Below are 19,108 nucleotides of genomic sequence, written 5' to 3'. Positions count from 1 at the left end.
AGCTGGCTTGCCTGCGATGGCGGTGTAACAGACCAAGAAAAATCAAAAGCCTTATGCGGAGCACCCGATGACCACACAAAAAATTTCCTTCTACAACCTGGCCTGGCGCTGGCACTTTTACGCCGGTCTCTTCGTCGCCCCCTTCATGGTGCTGCTGGCCCTCACCGGCATCATCTACCTGTTCAAACCCCAGCTCGACCCGCTGATGTACGGCCACCTGCTCACCGTGCCCGCCGCCGAACACGCGCTGAGCGCCGACGAGCAACTGCAGCGCGCCCAGGCCGCCTACCCCCACGCCGCGATCAGCAAATACCTGCCCCCTGCCGATGCCACTCGCAGCGCGCAGTTCGTGATGCGCAACGGCGCCCACGAAGTGACGGTGTTCATCGACCCCTATCGCGGTACCGTCCTCGGTGAGCAGGACGCAAACAACAACCTGCAAGCCATCGTCCGCGCCCTGCACGGCGAACTGATGATCGGCACCGTCGGCGATCGCCTGATCGAACTCGCCGCCGGCTGGGGCGTGATGCTGGTGGTGTCCGGCCTGTACCTGTGGTGGCCGCGGGGCAAGTCATCTGCAGGCATTCTGTGGCCTCGCTTCAATACCCGTGGTCGGGTGTTCTGGCGTGACCTGCACGCTGTCGCCGGCTTCTGGGGCGCGGCGTTCCTGCTGGTGATGCTGCTCAGCGGCATGACCTGGACCGGGTTCTGGGGCAAGCAATACGCCGACTTGTGGAACACCTTCCCGGCAGCGATGTGGAACAGCGTGCCGCAGTCCGACCAGCAGGCCCGTGTGCTCAACACCGCCACCCAGCAGACCGTGCCCTGGGCCCTGGAAAACACGCCGATGCCAATGTCCGGCGACCACGCCGAGCATATGAATCACGGCGCAATGCACGCAGGCCCGGCCGCACCCACGGTGCGTCTGCAACAGGTGGTCGACCTGGCCAACGCACGCAAGGTCGAGCCTGGCTACAGCATTACCTTCCCCACCACCGCCACCGGTGTATTCACCGTCGCGGTGTTCGCCGACGACCCGCGCAACGACGCCACCCTGCACGTGGACCAGTACACCGGCAAGGTCCTGGCCGATGTACGTTGGGATCATTACAACCTAGTCGCACGGGCCACCGAAACCGGCGTGATGCTGCACGAGGGCAAGATGTTCGGCTGGGTCAACCAACTGATCGTGCTGGTGATCTGCCTGATGATTCTGCTCAGCGCGGTCAGCGGCGTGGTGATCTGGTGGAAGCGCCGGCCACAAGGCGGGCTGGGTGTGCCGCCGCTGCGCCATGACCTGCCCAAGTGGAAAACCGCGATGGCGATCATGCTCGGGCTGGCGATCATTTTCCCGTTGGTAGGGGCTTCGTTGGTCCTGGTGTGGGCGCTGGATCGCTTGTTGCTGTCACGCATCAGCGCAACCGCCTGAAGCATTGTCGCGCAACGCCCTCTTTTGAAGCCTGCCGTGCACTCAACGGCCTCCGTGGCGCCAACCTGGTGCGCCACGGAGCGGCTTTACCTCCCGAACCCGCCGGTAAACCGTGTCTGGCGTAGCAGGCACAGCCTTTGCAAAGCCCTGTGTATCTGCCCCACAACAATTATCGGTACACGGAGATCGCACCATGAAGCGTCGCAGCTTGATCAAGGCTTTCACTTTGTCGGCATCTATTGCCGCCATGGGTTTGACCTGGACCGTCCAGGCCGCCGAGACCATCAAGGTCGGCATCCTGCACTCGCTGTCCGGGACCATGGCGATCTCCGAAACCTCGCTCAAAGACATGGCGCTGATGACCATCGACGAGATCAACGCCAAGGGCGGGGTGAACGGCAAGATGCTCGAACCGGTGGTGGTGGACCCGGCGTCCAACTGGCCGCTGTTCGCCGAGAAAGGTCGGCAACTGTTGACCCAGGACAAGGTGGCCGTGGTGTTCGGCTGCTGGACCTCGGTGTCGCGTAAATCCGTACTGCCGGTGTTCGAAGAACTCAACGGCTTGCTGTTCTACCCGGTGCAGTACGAAGGCGAAGAGATGTCGCCCAACGTGTTCTATACCGGTGCGGCCCCGAACCAGCAGGCGATCCCGGCGGTGGAATACCTGATGAGCGAAGAAGGCGGCAGCGCCAAGCGTTTCTTCCTGCTCGGCACCGACTACGTGTACCCGCGCACCACCAACAAGATCCTGCGCTCGTTCCTGCATTCCAAAGGCGTGGCGGATAAAGACATCGAGGAGGTCTACACCCCGTTCGGCCACGCCGATTACCAGACCATCGTCGCCAACATCAAGAAGTTCTCCGCCGGTGGCAAGACCGCGGTGGTCTCCACCGTGAACGGCGACTCCAACGTGCCCTTCTACAAAGAACTGGCCAACCAGGGCTTGAAAGCCACCGAGGTACCGGTGGTGGCGTTCTCGGTGGGTGAAGAAGAACTGCGCGGCATCGACACCAAGCCGCTGGTGGGCAACCTCGCGGCCTGGAACTACTTCCAGTCGGTGGAAAACCCGGTGAACCAGAAGTTCGTGGCCGACTGGAAAGCCTACGCCAAGAAACACAACCTGCCGGGCGCCGACAAAGCCGTGACCAACGACCCGATGGAAGCCACCTATGTGGGCATCCATATGTGGGCGCAGGCGGCGGAAAAAGCCAAGTCCACTGACGTCGACAAAGTGCGTGAAGCCCTGGGCGGCCAGACCTTCGCTGCGCCGTCGGGCTTCACCCTGACCATGGACAAGACCAACCACCACCTGCACAAGCCGGTGATGATCGGTGAGATCCAGGCCGACGGGCAGTTCTCGGTGGTGTGGCAGACCGAAGCGCCGATTCGTGCACAGCCGTGGAGCCCTTACATTCCGGGCAATGACAAAAAACCGGACTATGCCGTGAAGAGCAACTAACGCCCCCACGGCTCGAATGTGGGACATGGTCACTGTGGGAGCTGGCTTGCCTGCGATGCAAACAACTCGGTGTGCCTGACACACCGCAGCGATGCCATCGCAGGCAAGCCAGCTCTTACACACAGCCTGCTCCCACACTGTCCCCGCATGACCAGGACATTTTTATATGCCCACTGCCCTCCACCGCCTCATCCTCGCCCTGCTGTTGTTGCTGCCCTTTGGCGCACACGCCAGCGACGCCGAAGACTTCCTTGCCGCCAACCCGGTGCAGCAAGCCAAACTCCTGCAGGACTGGGCCGCCCAACCCGACCCAACGCGTATCGAGTTGGTGGATGCCCTTGAGCAAGGCCAACTCACACTCAACGGTGAAACCAAGACCGTGCGCCTGAACAACCGCCTGCGCGGTTTGATCAATAACGTGCAAGCCAGCCAGCAACTGCTCGCCGCCGACCCCAAGGTGCGCCTGGACGCAGCGCGCACCCTGCAAAAAAGCGCGGTGCCTGCACAACTTAAATTCCTCGACCAGCAGGTCGCCGCCGAGACGGATGAGCAGGTGCACAGCGCCCTCAGCCTGGCCCTGGCCAACCTGCAACTGGTCGACCCCGACCCGGTGGTGCGCCTGGCGGCCGTGCGCTTGCTCGGCAGCACCGGCGACCCGCTGGCCCGCACGCGCCTAGAGGCGCTGCTGGCGCCAGGCGTGGAAGCCGACGCCGCCGTACACACCGCCGCTGAGACCAGCCTGGCCCAGGTCAAACGCAAACTGATGATGGGTGAGATCCTCGGCCAGGCGTTCAGCGGCATGTCCCTGGGCTCGATCCTGCTGCTGGCGGCCCTGGGCCTGGCGATCACCTTCGGCCTGCTCGGCGTGATCAACATGGCCCACGGCGAGATGCTGATGCTCGGCGCCTACTCCACCTATGTGGTGCAATTGATGATGCAGCGCTATGTGCCCCAGGCCATCGAGTTCTACCCGTTGATCGCATTGCCGGTGGCGTTTTTTGTCACCGCGGCCATCGGCATGGCGCTGGAACGCACAGTCATTCGTCACTTGTATGGCCGCCCCCTGGAAACCCTACTCGCCACCTGGGGCATCAGCCTGATGCTGATCCAGCTGGTGCGCCTGGTGTTCGGTGCGCAGAACGTCGAAGTGTCGAACCCGGCCTGGCTGTCTGGCGGCATCCAGGTACTGCCCAATCTGGTGCTGCCGTACAACCGCATCGTGATCATCGCCTTTGCGCTGTTCGTGGTGGTGCTCACTTGGCTGCTGCTGAACAAGACGCGCCTGGGTCTGAACGTGCGCGCCGTCACCCAGAACCGCAACATGGCCGCCTGCTGCGGCGTGCCCACCGGGCGCGTGGACATGCTCGCCTTTGGCCTCGGCTCCGGTATCGCAGGTTTGGGCGGCGTGGCGCTGAGCCAGATCGGCAACGTCGGCCCGGACCTGGGCCAGAGCTACATCATCGACTCGTTCCTGGTGGTGGTGCTCGGCGGCGTCGGCCAGTTGGCCGGCAGTGTCATGGCCGCCTTTGGCTTAGGAATAGCCAACAAAATCCTCGAACCCCAGATCGGCGCCGTGCTCGGCAAGATCCTGATCCTCGCGCTGATCATTCTGTTTATCCAGAAACGCCCGCAAGGACTCTTCGCACTGAAAGGACGGGTGATCGACTGATGAACCAGCCATTGATGCTTACGGCCACGCAAAAGGCCGGCCCCAAAGTCACGATTGCAGTCGGTGCAGTCATCCTGCTCCTGCTGCTGGCCTTGCCCCTGTGTTCACTCTTGTCTGCCGACAACCCGCTGCATGTGTCGGCCTACACCTTGACCCTGGTGGGCAAAATTCTCTGTTACGCCATCGTCGCCCTGGCGCTGGACCTGGTGTGGGGTTACGCCGGGATGTTGTCCCTGGGCCACGGTTTGTTCTTCGCCCTGGGCGGCTACGCCATGGGCATGTACTTGATGCGCCAGGCGGCAGGCAGCGAGTTGCCGGCGTTCATGACCTTTTTGTCCTGGACCGAATTGCCCTGGTACTGGGCCGGCACCGACCACTTCCTGTGGGCGTTGTGCCTGGTGGTACTGGCCCCCGGTGTGCTGGCCTTGGTGTTCGGTTTCTTCGCCTTCCGCTCGCGGATCAAGGGCGTGTATTTCTCGATCATGACCCAGGCCCTGACGTTCGCGGGGATGCTGTTGTTCTTTCGCAACGAGACCGGGTTCGGCGGCAACAACGGCTTTACCAACTTCCGCAGCATCTTAGGTTTTGGCATCACTGAACCTGGCACCCGGGCGGTGTTGTTTTTCGCCACGGTGCTGTTGCTGGTGGCCAGCCTCTACATCGGCTGGCGCCTGGCGAAAAGCAAGTTCGGCCGCGTGCTCACCGCCCTGCGCGATGCCGAGAACCGCCTGATGTTCTGCGGCTACGACCCACGCGGTTTCAAGCTGTTCGTGTGGGTGTTGAGCGCAGTGTTGTGCGGGCTTGCCGGTGCGCTGTATGTGCCGCAGGTGGGCATCATCAACCCCAGCGAAATGTCACCGACCAACTCCATCGAAGCCGCCGTGTGGGTAGCGCTGGGCGGGCGTGGCACGTTGATCGGGCCGTTGCTCGGCGCTGGTGTGGTCAATGGCATGAAGAGCTGGTTCACCGTGGCCTTCCCCGAGTACTGGCTGTTCTTCCTGGGCGCGCTGTTCATCATCGTCACCCTGTACCTGCCCAAGGGCGTTATCGGCCTGCTGAAGAAATGAGGAACGTCATGCTTGAACCTATTTTCGACGCAGGCAGCGGCCGCGATGCGATTGGCATCGGCCAGGTCGCGGGCAAAGGGCTCAACACCCGGCACGGCACCATTCTGACCCTGGAAGATATCAGCGTCAGCTTCGACGGTTTCAAGGCCCTCAACGACCTGAACCTGTACATCGGTGTTGGCGAATTGCGCTGCATCATCGGCCCCAACGGCGCGGGCAAGACCACGCTGATGGACGTGATCACCGGCAAGACCCGGCCCAGCCACGGCAAGGCCTGGTTTGGCGAGACCCTGGACCTGACCCGCATGAGCGAAGTGCAGATCGCCCAGGCCGGCATCGGGCGCAAGTTCCAGAAGCCCACGGTGTTCGAAGCCCTCAGCGTGTTCGAAAACCTCGAGCTGGCGCAGAAGACCGACAAGTCGGTGTGGGCCAGCCTGCGTGCGCGCCTGAACGGGGAACAGAAGGACCGCATCGAGGAAGTGCTCGACACCATCCGCCTCACCGCCTCGGTGCATCGCCCCGCCGGCTTGCTGTCCCACGGCCAGAAGCAGTTCCTGGAAATCGGTATGTTGCTGATGCAAGACCCGCAACTGTTGCTGCTGGATGAACCGGTAGCAGGCATGACCGATGCCGAAACCGAATTCACCGCCGAGCTGTTCAAGCGCCTGGCCGGCAAGCACTCGTTGATGGTTGTGGAACATGACATGGGGTTTGTCGGCTCGATTGCCGACCACGTGACGGTGTTGCACCAGGGCAGCGTGCTGGCCGAAGGGTCGCTGGAACAGGTGCAGGAAAACGAGCGGGTGATCGAGGTTTACCTCGGCCGCTAACGCTGACACGAACGGCTGATCGTTCCCACGCTCCGCGTGGGAATGCATACCGTGACGCTCTGCGTCACCGTTGCGCAGCGGGACGCGGAGCGTCCAGCGTGGCATTCCCACGCAGAGCGTGGGAACGATCACACAGGGGAATTGAGGAGAATCGAACATGCTGCAAGTCGACAAGCTGCACCAGTATTACGGCGGTAGCCACATTCTGCGCGGGCTGTCCTTCGACGTGAAGGTCGGCGAAGTCACCTGCCTGCTCGGGCGTAACGGCGTGGGCAAGACCACCCTGCTCAAGTGCCTGATGGGCCTGCTGCCGGCCAAGGAGGGCGCAGTGAACTGGGAAGGCAAGGCCATCACCGGCTTCAAGCCGCACCAGCGCGTACATGCCGGCATCGCCTACGTGCCCCAGGGCCGGGAGATATTCGGGCGGCTGACCGTAGAAGAAAACCTGCTGATGGGACTGTCACGTTTCCCCGGTTCCGAAGCCAAAGAGGTGCCGGCCTTCATCTACGAACTGTTCCCGGTGTTGCTGCAAATGAAGCATCGACGCGGCGGCGACTTGTCCGGCGGGCAGCAGCAACAGTTGGCGATTGGCCGTGCCCTGGCGAGCCGCCCGCGCCTGTTGATTCTCGATGAGCCCACCGAAGGCATCCAGCCGTCGGTGATCAAGGAAATCGGCGCGGTGATCAAGAAGCTCGCGGAGCGCGGCGATATGGCGATCCTGTTGGTGGAGCAGTTCTATGACTTTGCCGCTGAACTGGCTGACCAGTACCTGGTGATGTCCCGTGGGGAAATCGTGCAGCAGGGCCGTGGTGAAAATATGGAACGCGAAGGTGTGCGTGGGCTGGTAACCATCTAATCTGTAGCCTCCTAACGATAAGCACACGCCATGAACCTGCCCGTTACCCCTGCCCTGTTCACGCCCAGCTGGCACGCCGAGCTGGAACTCGGCTACGCGCGTGTCAATGACACCACGCGCCCGGTGCTGCGCCGCCACCTTGGCCCGCTGCGGGTGCAAAAACACCTGTACGCCGAAGGCCCCGAGGTATGCCAGCACATCATCGTGCATCCGCCCGGCGGGATTGCCGGTGGCGATCGCCTGGACATCAGCGCCCATGTGGGCACGGGTGCCTGGGCACAACTGACCAGCCCCGGCGCCGCCAAGTGGTACCGCGCCAGCGGCCCGGCGTTTCAACACGTCAAGTTGACCGTCGAGGCCGGCGCGACGCTGGAATGGCTGCCCCAGGAAACCATCGTATTCAGCGCCGCCCAGGCCGAACTGACCACGCGAGTGGAGCTGTCGGGCGATGCGCGGTTGTTCTACTGGGATGTGGTCGCTCTGGGCCGCCCGGCCAGTGGCGAACGGTTCGACCTTGGCCACTTTCAATCGCACCTGGACATTCGCCGCGACGGCCAGTTGCTCTGGCATGAGCGCCAGCGCATTGTGGGCGCCGATGGATTGCTGGATTCGCCTATCGGGCTGGATGGGCAACCGGTGTTTGCCACGTTGCTGGTGACAGGCGAGATCGACCCTGAACTGCTTGAGCAATGCCGCTCACTGCCCCATGCGGTGCGCGGGGATTTGACCCAATTGCCTGGCTTACTGGTGGCGCGTTGTTTGGCCAGTGAAGCGCTGCTGGCGCGGGGGTGGTTGATTGATTTATGGCGGCTTTTACGCCCGGCGCTGTTTGGGCGTGAAGCAGTCGCACCAAGAATCTGGAGCACATGAAGATGCGCCCTTTTGTAGGAGCGAGCTTGCTCGCGAAAATCGTTAACGATAACGCGGGCATCCTGAATGCACGCGGCGCCCTCGGGTTTTTCGCGAGCAAGCTCCCTCCTACAGGGGTAAGCGCTCGTCTTTTTAACTGCCTTACTACGGACTGAACCATGGACCTGACCCCACGGGAAAAAGACAAACTGCTGATCTTCACCGCAGGCCTGGTCGCCGAACGGCGCCTGGCACGCGGAGTGAAGCTCAACTACCCGGAGACCATCGCCTATATCTCCGCCGCCCTGATGGAAGGCGCCCGCGATGGCCGCACGGTGGCCGACCTGATGCACTACGGCACCACCCTGCTCAGCCGCGAACAGGTTATGGAAGGTATCCCGGAAATGATCCCGGATATCCAGGTGGAAGCCACGTTCCCCGACGGCACCAAGCTGGTCACCGTCCACCAGCCCATTGCCTGAGGCGCAGCCATGATTCGTGATGCAACCGAACACGACCTGCCGGCGATCCGCGCCATCTACAACGACGCGGTGTTGAACACCACGGCGATCTGGAACGAGCAACCGGTGGACCTGGCCAACCGCCAGGCCTGGTTCAGTGCGCGCCAGGCCCAGCAGTACCCGATCCTGGTCACGGTGGACAACGACGAAGTCACCGGCTACGCCTCATTCGGCGACTGGCGCCCCTTCGAAGGCTTCCGCTACAGCGTCGAACACTCGGTATACGTGCGCAATGACCAGCGCGGCAAAGGCCTCGGCCCGCGCCTGATGCAGGCCCTGATCGAGCGCGCCCGCAGCCGCGGCAAGCACGTCATGGTCGCCGCCATCGAAAGCGGCAACCTGGCCTCGATCTGCCTGCATGAGCGCCTGGGCTTCGTGACTACCGGGCAAATGCCGCAAGTGGGCATCAAGTTCGGCCGCTGGCTGGACCTGACCTTTATGCAACTGACGTTGAATCCGGGCGCCGAACCGCCCCAGGAGTGAGATCGATGAGCGCTGCACAACTGCGTCGAGTCAATGCTGAAAGCTTTGCCCATTACCGCCGGGGCTTGATCGAGCTGTTGCTGGACGCGGTACAGCACGGCGCTTCGGTGGGCTTCATGGCCGACTTCGATGAGGCCCAGGCCCGGGACTACCTGACCGGCGTGCAAGCCGGCGTCGAGGACACCAGCCTGCTGCTGTGGGTAGTGGTGCGCGACGAGCAGGTGATCGCCAGCGTGCAATTGGCGTTGTGCCAGAAAGCCAACGGCCTGAACCGCGCCGAGGTGCAAAAGTTGCTGGTGCACAGCAGCGCCCGTCGCCATGGCCTGGGCCAGCAATTGATGAATACCCTGGAACTCGCCGCGCGCCAGCACAAGCGTGGCCTGCTGTACCTGGACACCGAGGCCGGCTCCGGCGCCGAAGCCTTTTACCAGTCGCTGCGCTACACCAAGCTCGGTGAACTGCCCGACTATTGCCAAAGTCCGGACGGGCGTTACAGCCCGACCGCCATCTACTTCAAGACCCTGGGGCAACCTGCATGATTCCTGGTGAATATCAGATCCAGCCTGGCGAGATCGAACTGAATGTCGGCCGCCGCACCCTCATCGTCGGCGTAGCCAACAGCGGCGACCGGCCGATCCAGGTGGGCTCGCATTACCACTTTTTCGAGACCAATGACGCGCTGGAATTCGACCGCGCGGCCAGCCGTGGCATGCGCCTTAATATTCCGGCGGGCACGGCGGTGCGGTTTGAGCCGGGGCAACGTCGGGAGGTGGAGTTGGTGGAGTTGAGTGGTGCAAGGCGGGTATTTGGGTTTGCAGGGCGAGTCATGGGCGACCTTTAGGGCCTCATCGCAGGCGAGCCAGCTCCCACCGTTGGAATGCAATTAGATCGTTCCCACGCTCCGCGTGGGAACGCCGCCAGGGACGCTCTGCGTCCGCTCTTTACGTCGTGACGCAAAGCGTCACAGGATGCATTCCCACGCAGAACGTGGGAACGATCGAGGACACACCCATGAAGATATCCAGACAAGCCTACGCCGACATGTACGGCCCCACCGTCGGTGACAAGGTGCGCCTGGCCGACACCGAACTGTTCGTCGAAGTCGAGCAGGACTTCACCGTCTATGGCGAAGAAGTCAAATTCGGCGGCGGCAAGGTGATCCGTGACGGCCAGGGCCAGAGCCAATTGCTCGCCCATGAAGTGGTCGACACACTAATCACCAACGCATTGATCATCGACCACTGGGGCATCGTCAAGGCCGACGTCGGCTTGAAGAATGGCCGCATCCACGCGATTGGCAAAGCCGGCAACCCGGACATCCAGCCCGGCGTGACCATGGCCATCGGCGCGAGCACCGAAGTGATCGCCGGGGAAGGCATGATCCTCACCGCCGGCGGCATCGACTCCCACGTGCATTTCATTTGCCCACAGCAGATCGAAGAGGCCCTGACCAGCGGCGTCACCACCATGATCGGCGGCGGCACGGGGCCGGCCACCGGCACCAACGCCACCACCTGCACTTCCGGCCCGTGGCACCTTGCGCGGATGCTGCAGGCCAGCGATTCGTTCCCGATGAACATTGGCTTTACCGGCAAGGGCAACGCCAGTTTGCCCGAGCCGCTGATCGAGCAGGTCAAGGCCGGTGCTATCGGCTTGAAGCTACATGAAGACTGGGGCACCACACCCGCGAGCATCGACAACTGCCTGAGCGTCGCTGATGCCTACGACGTGCAGGTGGCGATCCACAGTGACACCCTCAATGAGTCGGGCTTTGTCGAAACCACCCTCGCCGCGCTCAAGGGCCGCACCATCCACACGTACCACACCGAAGGTGCCGGTGGCGGCCATGCACCGGACATCATCAAGGCCTGCGGCTTCCCCAATGTGCTGCCCAGCTCCACCAACCCGACGCGGCCGTTCACGCGTAATACCATCGACGAACACCTGGACATGTTGATGGTGTGTCACCACCTGGACCCAAGCATTGCCGAAGACGTGGCCTTCGCCGAAAGCCGCATCCGCCGCGAAACCATCGCCGCCGAAGACATCCTGCACGACCTCGGCGCGTTCTCGATGATCAGCTCCGACAGCCAGGCCATGGGCCGTGTCGGCGAAGTGATCACGCGCACCTGGCAGACCGCCGACAAGATGAAAAAACAGCGTGGCCCCCTGCCGGGCGACGGCGTGGGCAACGATAACTTCCGCGCCAAACGCTACATCGCCAAGTACACCATCAACCCGGCGATCACCCACGGTATCAGCCATATCGTCGGTTCCATCGAAGTCGGCAAATGGGCCGACCTGGTGCTGTGGCGCCCGGCGTTTTTCGGCATCAAGCCCACGCTGATCCTCAAGGGCGGCGCCATTGCTTCGAGCCTGATGGGCGACGCCAACGCCTCGATCCCGACGCCGCAGCCGGTGCATTACCGCCCCATGTTCGCCAGCTTCGGCAGCTCCCTGCACGCCACCAGCCTGACGTTTATCAGCCAGGCCGCGCAGGCGGCCGGACTGCCCGAGGCCCTGGGCCTGAAGAAGCAGATCGCGGTGGTCAAAGGTTGCCGCGACGTGCAGAAAACCGACCTGATCCACAACGATTACCTGCCGGATATCGAGGTGGACCCACAGACCTATCAGGTCAAGGCTGACGGTCAGTTGCTGTGGTGCGAACCGGCCGAGGTGTTGCCGATGGCCCAGCGGTACTTCCTGTTCTAGAGGATGGCGCGGATCGCTTGATCGGTCAGTGTCTGGTTCAAGGTGATCAGTTCGCCATTGATCCGACCAAAGGTGTCGTCGTAGTCTTGCTGGGACATCAGTTGCCCCGGCTCACTTTCCGAAGCCGGTCGGCCCAGGCGCTGAGCCGACCGGCTGATGGTTTGGCACAGGGCCTGCCTCGCGCTCTCAGGGAGGTTGGCTGCGGCGGCCCATTGTTCCTGCGCGGCCTGATAGTCAATCAGTGCATCGAATTTTGCGGCAATCGACGCGTAGTCAGCTGGATGAGCCCGCTGCAGAAAGTCGGTCCACATCGGTTGCTCCAGCAGGTTGCCACGCAGCAGCTCGCCTTGGTCCAGTAGCTGTACGCGGTTGAATGCCTCCTCGACCATGGGCGCCGTCACATAATCCTCGCGGAACATCATGCTCCGCGATTGCCAGGGCAGGTCCAGACGGGTTGCCAATGGCGTTGTGTACGCCAGGTAGATCTCGACTTCGTCGATATCAGCGATCAAATTGCCGCGGGCATCGTAATGATCGATGCGTGCGCCTTTGGCGTCGTACTCCGGAAACTTGACGCCGTCATCCTGCAGTTGGGACACGCGCTCATGGGCGATACGGCCCAACTCATCGAGCCGCCACTTGCCCCTGGCCAGGTTGAAGACAGTTTTGCGCACGGAGGCCACGTCCTCGCTGAAGTACGCCGACCAATGCAGCACGGCAACGCCCATCGCATTGAACATCTGGGCTCCGGCGTCCACGCAGGCTGCAGGGTCCCGGGCCATCAGGAACAACTGCTCGCGCAATTCGGCGTCTTCGCCCATCGCCTCGAGTATGCGCCAGACCTTGGCGGTCAGTTCCGGCAACCATACGCCGCCCCTGAGTGTCGAGTCCCCGGAGTTTCTGACGGCACGAAGAACATTGAAAAAGCCCTCAGAGCCAAACGAACCTTCAAGCATGTCCCATAACACTTGCCTGGAGGGCCATTCCTGCGCCGAATAACCGGTTTTCCACTGCTCGCTGTCGCGCGCGCCCCTTTTCGGCAATTGGCGATCCGGATCCCGGCCGGCAGCCTCGATGTACCGCTTGAATTGAGCAAGCAGTTCAGGCGTCAGCGTTCCACGGGTGAGGAAGGTTTTCGCCACAATCAATGCCTTATCCGAGCCCGGCGCGAACTCGGGAATCCGCGCTATCGGGTTCTGCCGCATATCCAGAATGAAGTCTTCCGGCCTGGGCACACGGAACACACTGCTAGGCCACTCCACCAGGCTTGTTTCATTGAGCAGCAAGGTATGTAAGCGCGGCATGCGCCCGACATCGGGTGGCAAGCCGAGTGGGTTCATTTCCAAAAATAACTCTTTGAGATGCACCCGATCTTTCAAGCGCAAGACGTCTTCAGGCGTAAGGACAATACTGTTACCGCCCAAATGCAACCGCTCCAAATGCGGCATTTGTTCGATGGCTGACGGCAGGCGTGTCAGTTGAGCGGCCTCGATCCCTAATTGACGCAGACCGCGAAAGTTAGCGAGCAGTGGCCGCACATCCGCATCCGTCAGCTGCGAGCCTTCGGTTCCCACAATGCCCAAGTAGCTGACATGGTCGAAGTTTGCAGTCAGTGCGGGCAAGGTTCGGAGCTGCTGCGCCAGGTCCTCTTCCAACCATTCGATTTTCTGCCCCAAGAGGCGCCCATTTCGATCGTAGTGCCGTGGGCCAACCTTTCTCCAGGCGTCATCCAGCGCCGTATAAATCTTGCGCCTGGCCCTCAGCACCTGGCGTTGCTGGTCACCGAACGCCTCCATGCCCTGGGGCGGTGTGCTCAACCAGTTGTGCAAGGTGGCCTGCAGGGTCTTGTACTCTTGCTCCAACGCACGCAGCCAGCTCAGATCCAGCGCGCCGCGCTCGTTGATCAGGGCGAGCATTTCGTCCCGGGTGATTTCCGGGTACAGGCTGCGGACCCGCTCGCGTGTGATTTTTTCCCACTCAGTGCCACCGCGCCCGCTCAATGGATAGCCGCGACGCTCGCCCGGCAACACGCTCGGCGGTCGAAAAAACGGCAGCTTTTCCGGCGACATGCCCAAGGCTTTGCGCAACGGTGCTCGGCCTAATGCATGTTGCTGGATCAACCCCTTCAATTGCTCACCCTGGCCGACATGGGGCAGGCCAATCGCGTTGCGATGGGCGTCGGTCAACGCGTGCTGCAAGGCGCCATAGAAACCATTGAGGCCATGCAGATCCTGACCGCGCTCATCAAAGGCTTGATAACGTCCATCCTCCGTACGTGCCAGGACCTTGCGATTGCTCGCCTCCTGAGGGCCAAAACTGGCACGCAATGGGCCTTCAAACCGACCCTCGCGCACTTCCAGGCGCAGATTGTCCGACCAGCCGGGCAGCGCCGGCAGTGTGTGGAGGGCCAGGGTTTCGGTGTCTGGGCCGGCCAACGCATCGAGGTACAAGCCTTCATACGCGAGGGTCAGGCGCATTTGCTGCTGCGCCCGGCGCGCCTTTTCAGCGAGGCGCAGGGGAATGCGCTTGGCGCGGCTCATCGTGTCGCGCTCGGTCGGCGTCGCGTCCGCCAGCACTTCGCGCGCCAAAATCGTCGGCACACCGCTGAAGTCACGCTGGATCAGCATAATCGAGGTGTCTGAAGGTGGCTGCTGCTCGACGTAAATACTCTTCATCAACCGCTCGCGCACCTCGATGGCCCTTTGTTCGAGTTTCAATTGCAGGGCCTCGGTTCTCGCCTCGGGTGTGCGGGCGGTGTAACTGCCCACCAGAGCATCGCGCTGAGGTTCGCTGAACGCTTCGATAATGCGTATGGGCAACTGGCCGCTCATCAATTCGGCGCGGTGGACCTGCACGGTGTCCGCCGCCGCAGCCTGCTGATTACCGTATTTGATCGACGGCCCGCTCAACTCGGTGCCGGAAAATGCCTCGATCGCCTTGCTCGCTGGCCATCCAGGCAACTCCACCGCCAGGGATGCGGCATAGCTGCACAGTGCGCTGCTGAGCGAGCCCTGGCGAATACCCTCGGCGACGCTCACCGCATCGCGATACGCCCTGAACTGGCGCAGGGTGTCGAGCAGGATCGCCGGTACCGGCTCGCCTTCCACATGCACGCGGCGCAGCACGTCCTCACTCACCGCCGCAACGCTGCGCACCTGCTCCAACTCGGCATCACTGAAGCCCTCCGTCACCGGGCCCAATCGCCGCATCAACGTGGCGCCTTCCCAGGTGTGCGGGCGTTCCACTTCATGGTTCCAGAGGCCAGCGCCGTTGCTCTTCAATATCGGTTGATAGGCCTCGGCGCGCGTGGGATGGAGGATGCGGTATTGCTCGGTCAGCGGGTCTTGTTGCACGGCATAGCGTTTACCCTCCAATGGCAGCACGGTCTGGCCGTTGTGCCGGTGCAGGCCTTGCTCATCCGCCGCCACTGAAGGTAGGGACGCGGTGTGCTCATAGGTCGACAAGTCGGGTTTCCACAGCCGAGTCTTGCCACTGGGGAGAGTGACGGCCTTGAGCTGCTCGATAAACGGCGACACGGTGAAGTGCACCACGGCTGCCTGCACCGCCAGCGTCGCCAGGTTTTCCACCACGTCGGTGATGTGCGCCCAGCCCTCTTCGCGATCGCCTTCGCTCAGCTCGATGACACCTTCGATGACTTCGTAGAGCATTTGCCCGGCCATCGCCACGGCCATCAGCACGCCAAGCGGTGGCACCGCCATGGCCACCAGGTTGAGACCGAACAGGCCAATGCTCATGTAATGCGCGGCGCGCAGTGAGCGCGAGGCCTCATCGACATCGGCGGTGCTCACCGCACGATGCCGCGCATTCTCGAACAGGCGGGCACGCAGGCTGCCCAGGCGATAGGTCCACAGGTCCGGAACTTGCCAAAGGTCAACGAGGGTATGAGCGCGAATGTTGAATTCAGGGGCAGTGGCATGCACGCGCACGTAGGGATGTGGTTCGCCCAGTGTCGAAGGCGTGGCAAAGGACGGAGAAGTGAGCAGGCGCCCCCATTCGGATCGCAAGGCCTGTGCGCCAAATGGCTGGGGAGGTGCGTCCAGCACCAGTTCGGTCAGCCGTTTGTAGTAGTAGGCGCGGTCTTTGTCGGCAACGAACCGGGCAAAAAAATGCTGGTTCGGCGTAGCCCTCCAGCCTTGAGAGCGGTCAGCTTGCTGGGTGGTTTTCGCGCTCAGGCGCTCGGTCAATGCAGTGCTGAAGTCATTGAAGGTGTCATAACGCTTGATGGGATGGTCGGGGTCATCGGGAATATAAACGATGACCCAGCAGGTGTAGCCAGGCTTGGCGCAAGCGTCGATGACCAGGCAATCATGCAGGTGCAGGTTCATCAGGCTCAGGCTGCGATACACGATGGGCTTGCCGTCGCTGAGAATGTGTTTTTCCCCGGCCGCCACACGCATCAGCAAGGCGTGGTCGCTGTCACCAATGTCGCCCTTGAGCAACGCCAGGTACGCTGCCGCCTTGAAGGCGGCTTTCTGGTGCCGGACATAACGCTCGCGCAGTTCGGCCTGGGACTCGGCGTGGTCAGGTTTCAACTGCGCCTTGAGGTGAGCCTGGTACTGCTTGCCCAGGTCCAGGTCTCGGCACAGCTGGGTGAACGCATGAATCTTCAGGGTCGTGGTGTGGCGCTCGAAATGATCGCGCACGTCCGGTTGGGTGATGAAACCTGAGGCACTGTCGAAATAGCCCTCTCGAGTCTCGCGTTGCTCAAAGTTGCCAAGGGCAGCGTGCAGCAGGGAGAACGTTTTGACCCTGAAGCCACTGGTCTTTACGCCAAAGGCATCTTCCACCGGTACATACAGGCGCAACCAGGTTTGATTGACGTCCAGCTCGTGGCCGATAGCCTTTAGCTTGGCTTCCAACAAGGGTTGGGCAAACGCTTGCTCCGAGTGTATGTGACTGAAGGTTTTCTCCAGTTCGTTGAGCGAATCGCAACGGGCGTCCAGCAACACTTTGAGCTGATCTTTGTGTGCCTGGGAAGCAGCGTCATACCAGCGGGGAATGGCTGGCGGCGTGTCTTTTAGGGCCTTGCGACGGGAGGGCGAACTGTTGACCAGGCAAGTGGGGATCGCCTGTTTGATCAGCTCGTAATGTTGGCCCTGCTCACCGGGAAGCGGCGTGGCGGGGTCGGTGACCTGAAAGTCCGGCATGGGATGACAACCTTTTTCTTGGAAGAGGTTGTCATCCTAGGCACGCCGTTTTTGCGGCTGGCGCTAACTAAATCAATGACCCGTTCAAAACTGCTCGCGCGGGTTGAACGCAGCCTTTTGCGCCAGGGCCTCCCACAATGCCTTGACCTCATCATCCGCCGCCTTGGGCATGACGGCCTTGAGCTGGATGAACAGATAGCCGCGTTGCCCGGCCTTGTTCAGCAAACCATGGCCCTTGGCACGCATGCGCTGGCCGTTCTGGCTACCGGCAGGCACCTTGAGGTTGATCTTGCCGGTGAGGGTCGGCACGGCCACTTCCGTGCCCAGCGCCAACTCCCAGGGTGCCAGCGGCAGGTTGATGATCAGGTTTTCGCCGTCCACCTCGAACCTGGGGTGGGGCGCAAACTTGATGATCAGGTACAAATCACCATTGGCCCCGCCGCCAATGCCAGGCGCGCCCTGGGCCTTGAGGCGAATGCGCTCGCCATCGGCCACACCGGCCGGGATCTTCACGTTCAGGCTTTTGGTGGTGTTGCTCACATGCCGACCGGAGGCATCGTATTGCGGCACCTGGAAGCTGATCTGCTTGGACTCAGTGGACAGGGTTTCCTCCAGGGAGACCGTGAGCTGCATCTCCACATCCTGGCCCTTGCGCCCGGTAGGACGGCGCTGGCCGCCACCGAAAGCATCACCACGCGAGCCGAAGATCGAACTGAAAAAGTCCGAAAAGTCGCCCGCGTCCTGGCCACCACCAAAGCCGCCACGGCTCTGCCAGCCCGGTGGACCCTGGAACGGCTGGCCATGCTGGCCGTACTTGCGCAGTTCGTCGTATTCGGCGCGCTTGTCGGCGCTTTTAAGCGCTTCATAGGCCTCGGACGCATCCTTGAACTTGGCTTCGGCGTCCTTTTCCTTGCTGACGTCCGGGTGATATTTGCGCGCCAGCTTGCGATAAGCCGACTTGATCTCTTTGTCATCAGCCGTGGGCTCGACACCGAGAATCTTGTAGTAGTCTTTGAAATCCATGGGGGCATCACCATCCGTTATCGATATCGCGCAGCCCGCCACACGGCACGCCATGGCTGGCAGCCTGGGAATTGATGTCAGGGCGCGTCATAAGTTAATCGGCGGCACACAGGGTCAGTGCAATCACTGTGTACCGCCTGGATATGCCCACAAGATTGGGGCAAAACCCGCCCTTTCAAGATGGGATATGGCTATTTACGACGACAGACCCTTTACTTACTCGGGTAGGATCAAGCAAACAGGTTTTTTATTGCCCCCTCTGTGTACTGATAATCCATGCGCAGCTCGGCGCCCGCTGAAATGTCTTCAGTGGCAAATACCGCCGTCAGTATCAAATTCTCGCGTTTGGTTCGCGCACCCTCCCCTACCCCCATCCACCTGTCTGCCTCGACATTGAAGCCCACCGCTTCAACGTTGTAGCCACTGGGGGCCTGGCGCAACGGTTTGCCCTGGGCGTCATACTCGAAGAGGGTATTGATTCTGGAAATAATATTATCCCCCGACAGGTGGATCGGCTCTTCTACCAGGGTATTGCCCCGCGCGACCTCCTTGCTTCCTACCCTCATGGTGTACGTCTGCCCGCTGGGTCCGAAGATCCCCATGGGCAATACCGTTCCGCCGTACACGCCGACGATCTCGCCCTTGGCGATACGCCGGTTGGCAACCACCGTGGCCTGGCCTATCAACGCGCTTTCACCGGGCGCTTTCATGTCCTGGGCCGTAAACGAACGTAGCTGGAGTTTCTCTTCATAGCGTGCGCCCACCTGCTCATAGCCCTGAAATTGAATGTAGGGCTTGATCTGCTCCGAGGTGTAGCGCACACCGGGAGCTATCGTGACCGCTTGCTCCAATTCGCGAATGCGGATCGCCCGGCCTTGATAGTCCCTGAGCGGGTATTTGCCGTTATTGGCACGGTTATAACTGCCGATGCGATTGGGGCTGGCCGTAAGGTGGATATCGCGACGCATATGGCGCAGTTCCTCCGCCGTGTAGGGCGTTACCGGCATGGACTCCGACGCGTCGAAAAACTCATCGTCGGAGC

Annotated in this window: 14 protein-coding genes and 1 pseudogene; 12 read left to right on the top strand and 3 right to left on the bottom strand. The window is 61.8% G+C overall.

The features are described from left to right. Positions 1-67 precede the first annotated feature (67 nt). From GIW79_RS14135 to ureC, 12 genes are all read left to right on the top strand, one after another. Positions 68-1,429: a PepSY-associated TM helix domain-containing protein gene (locus GIW79_RS14135; RefSeq protein ID WP_198791517.1), complete on the top strand. Its 1,362-nt coding sequence runs from the start codon at positions 68-70 to the stop codon at positions 1,427-1,429. Between the two features lie 193 nt (positions 1,430-1,622). Next, positions 1,623-2,888 carry an urea ABC transporter substrate-binding protein gene (urtA, locus tag GIW79_RS14130; RefSeq protein WP_003188149.1) on the top strand — a complete coding sequence of 422 codons (1,266 nt, stop codon included), beginning with the start codon at positions 1,623-1,625 and terminating at the stop codon, positions 2,886-2,888. Between the two features lie 166 nt (positions 2,889-3,054). Then, positions 3,055-4,557, top strand: a complete 1,503-nt coding sequence (gene urtB, locus GIW79_RS14125) for an urea ABC transporter permease subunit UrtB (RefSeq protein WP_054896384.1) — start codon at positions 3,055-3,057, stop codon at positions 4,555-4,557. Then, positions 4,557-5,624: an urea ABC transporter permease subunit UrtC gene (gene urtC / locus GIW79_RS14120; RefSeq protein ID WP_034126400.1), complete on the top strand. Its 1,068-nt coding sequence runs from the start codon at positions 4,557-4,559 to the stop codon at positions 5,622-5,624. Before urtB ends, urtC begins: the two co-directional genes overlap by 1 nt. Continuing rightward, positions 5,621-6,454 (top strand): urea ABC transporter ATP-binding protein UrtD, encoded by an 834-nt coding sequence (gene urtD / locus GIW79_RS14115; RefSeq protein WP_014716710.1) that lies wholly within the window; start codon positions 5,621-5,623, stop codon positions 6,452-6,454. Before urtC ends, urtD begins: the two co-directional genes overlap by 4 nt. Positions 6,455-6,611: 157 nt before the next feature. Further along, a complete protein-coding gene (gene urtE, locus GIW79_RS14110; RefSeq protein WP_060764603.1) occupies positions 6,612-7,310 on the top strand; it encodes an urea ABC transporter ATP-binding subunit UrtE in 699 nt (232 codons plus the stop codon). A 30-nt stretch (positions 7,311-7,340) separates the two neighbouring features. Continuing rightward, positions 7,341-8,180, top strand: a complete 840-nt coding sequence (locus GIW79_RS14105; RefSeq protein WP_054896382.1) for an urease accessory protein UreD — start codon at positions 7,341-7,343, stop codon at positions 8,178-8,180. Positions 8,181-8,338: 158 nt separating this feature from the next. After that, on the top strand, positions 8,339-8,641 hold the full coding sequence (gene ureA, locus GIW79_RS14100) for an urease subunit gamma (protein WP_003171437.1): 303 nt from the start codon (positions 8,339-8,341) through the stop codon (positions 8,639-8,641). 9 nt (positions 8,642-8,650) lie between these two features. After that, positions 8,651-9,163 (top strand): GNAT family N-acetyltransferase, encoded by a 513-nt coding sequence (locus tag GIW79_RS14095; RefSeq protein ID WP_054918823.1) that lies wholly within the window; start codon positions 8,651-8,653, stop codon positions 9,161-9,163. Between the two features lie 5 nt (positions 9,164-9,168). Beyond that, complete coding sequence (locus tag GIW79_RS14090; protein WP_034126396.1) at positions 9,169-9,702, top strand: GNAT family N-acetyltransferase; 534 nt, start codon at positions 9,169-9,171, stop codon at positions 9,700-9,702. Next, a complete protein-coding gene (locus GIW79_RS14085) occupies positions 9,699-10,004 on the top strand; it encodes an urease subunit beta (protein WP_054918825.1) in 306 nt (101 codons plus the stop codon). The genes GIW79_RS14090 and GIW79_RS14085 overlap by 4 nt, the downstream gene beginning before the upstream one ends. A gap of 170 nt (positions 10,005-10,174) precedes the next feature. After that, on the top strand, positions 10,175-11,875 hold the full coding sequence (ureC, locus tag GIW79_RS14080; RefSeq protein WP_054896378.1) for an urease subunit alpha: 1,701 nt from the start codon (positions 10,175-10,177) through the stop codon (positions 11,873-11,875). Here ureC and GIW79_RS14075 read toward each other — a convergent pair. The 3 genes and pseudogenes from GIW79_RS14075 to GIW79_RS14065 form a co-directional block, all read right to left on the bottom strand. Next, a complete protein-coding gene (locus GIW79_RS14075; RefSeq protein ID WP_236455414.1) occupies positions 11,872-17,043 on the bottom strand; it encodes a dermonecrotic toxin domain-containing protein in 5,172 nt (1,723 codons plus the stop codon). The genes ureC and GIW79_RS14075 overlap by 4 nt on opposite strands. A gap of 84 nt (positions 17,044-17,127) precedes the next feature. Further along, entirely contained in the window at positions 17,128-18,066 is a 939-nt protein-coding gene (locus GIW79_RS14070) for a DnaJ C-terminal domain-containing protein (protein ID WP_034126393.1), read from the bottom strand. A 230-nt stretch (positions 18,067-18,296) separates the two neighbouring features. Beyond that, positions 18,297-19,108 (bottom strand): annotated as a pseudogene (locus tag GIW79_RS14065) (hypothetical protein); the annotation flags it as partial.

It is taken from the genome of Pseudomonas sp. PA-7-1E, assembly GCF_021605325.1.
Taxonomy (GTDB): Bacteria; Pseudomonadota; Gammaproteobacteria; order Pseudomonadales; family Pseudomonadaceae; genus Aquipseudomonas; species Aquipseudomonas fluorescens_BV.
This window is presented reverse-complemented; position numbering and strand designations above follow the sequence as displayed.

Bases quoted from the DNA above. Each gene is read 5' to 3' on its own strand.
- urtA (WP_003188149.1), top strand. From the start codon at position 1,623: ATGAAGCGTCGCAGCTTGATCAAGGCTTTCACTTTGTCGGCATCTATT.
- ureC (WP_054896378.1), top strand. From the start codon at position 10,175: ATGAAGATATCCAGACAAGCCTACGCCGACATGTACGGCCCCACCGTC.
- GIW79_RS14070 (WP_034126393.1), bottom strand. From the start codon at position 18,066: ATGGATTTCAAAGACTACTACAAGATTCTCGGTGTCGAGCCCACGGCT.
- urtB (WP_054896384.1), top strand. From the start codon at position 3,055: ATGCCCACTGCCCTCCACCGCCTCATCCTCGCCCTGCTGTTGTTGCTG.
- GIW79_RS14105 (WP_054896382.1), top strand. From the start codon at position 7,341: ATGAACCTGCCCGTTACCCCTGCCCTGTTCACGCCCAGCTGGCACGCC.
- GIW79_RS14135 (WP_198791517.1), top strand. From the start codon at position 68: ATGACCACACAAAAAATTTCCTTCTACAACCTGGCCTGGCGCTGGCAC.
- GIW79_RS14085 (WP_054918825.1), top strand. From the start codon at position 9,699: ATGATTCCTGGTGAATATCAGATCCAGCCTGGCGAGATCGAACTGAAT.
- GIW79_RS14090 (WP_034126396.1), top strand. From the start codon at position 9,169: ATGAGCGCTGCACAACTGCGTCGAGTCAATGCTGAAAGCTTTGCCCAT.
- ureA (WP_003171437.1), top strand. From the start codon at position 8,339: ATGGACCTGACCCCACGGGAAAAAGACAAACTGCTGATCTTCACCGCA.
- urtD (WP_014716710.1), top strand. From the start codon at position 5,621: ATGAGGAACGTCATGCTTGAACCTATTTTCGACGCAGGCAGCGGCCGC.
- urtC (WP_034126400.1), top strand. From the start codon at position 4,557: ATGAACCAGCCATTGATGCTTACGGCCACGCAAAAGGCCGGCCCCAAA.
- GIW79_RS14095 (WP_054918823.1), top strand. From the start codon at position 8,651: ATGATTCGTGATGCAACCGAACACGACCTGCCGGCGATCCGCGCCATC.
- urtE (WP_060764603.1), top strand. From the start codon at position 6,612: ATGCTGCAAGTCGACAAGCTGCACCAGTATTACGGCGGTAGCCACATT.
- GIW79_RS14075 (WP_236455414.1), bottom strand. From the start codon at position 17,043: ATGCCGGACTTTCAGGTCACCGACCCCGCCACGCCGCTTCCCGGTGAG.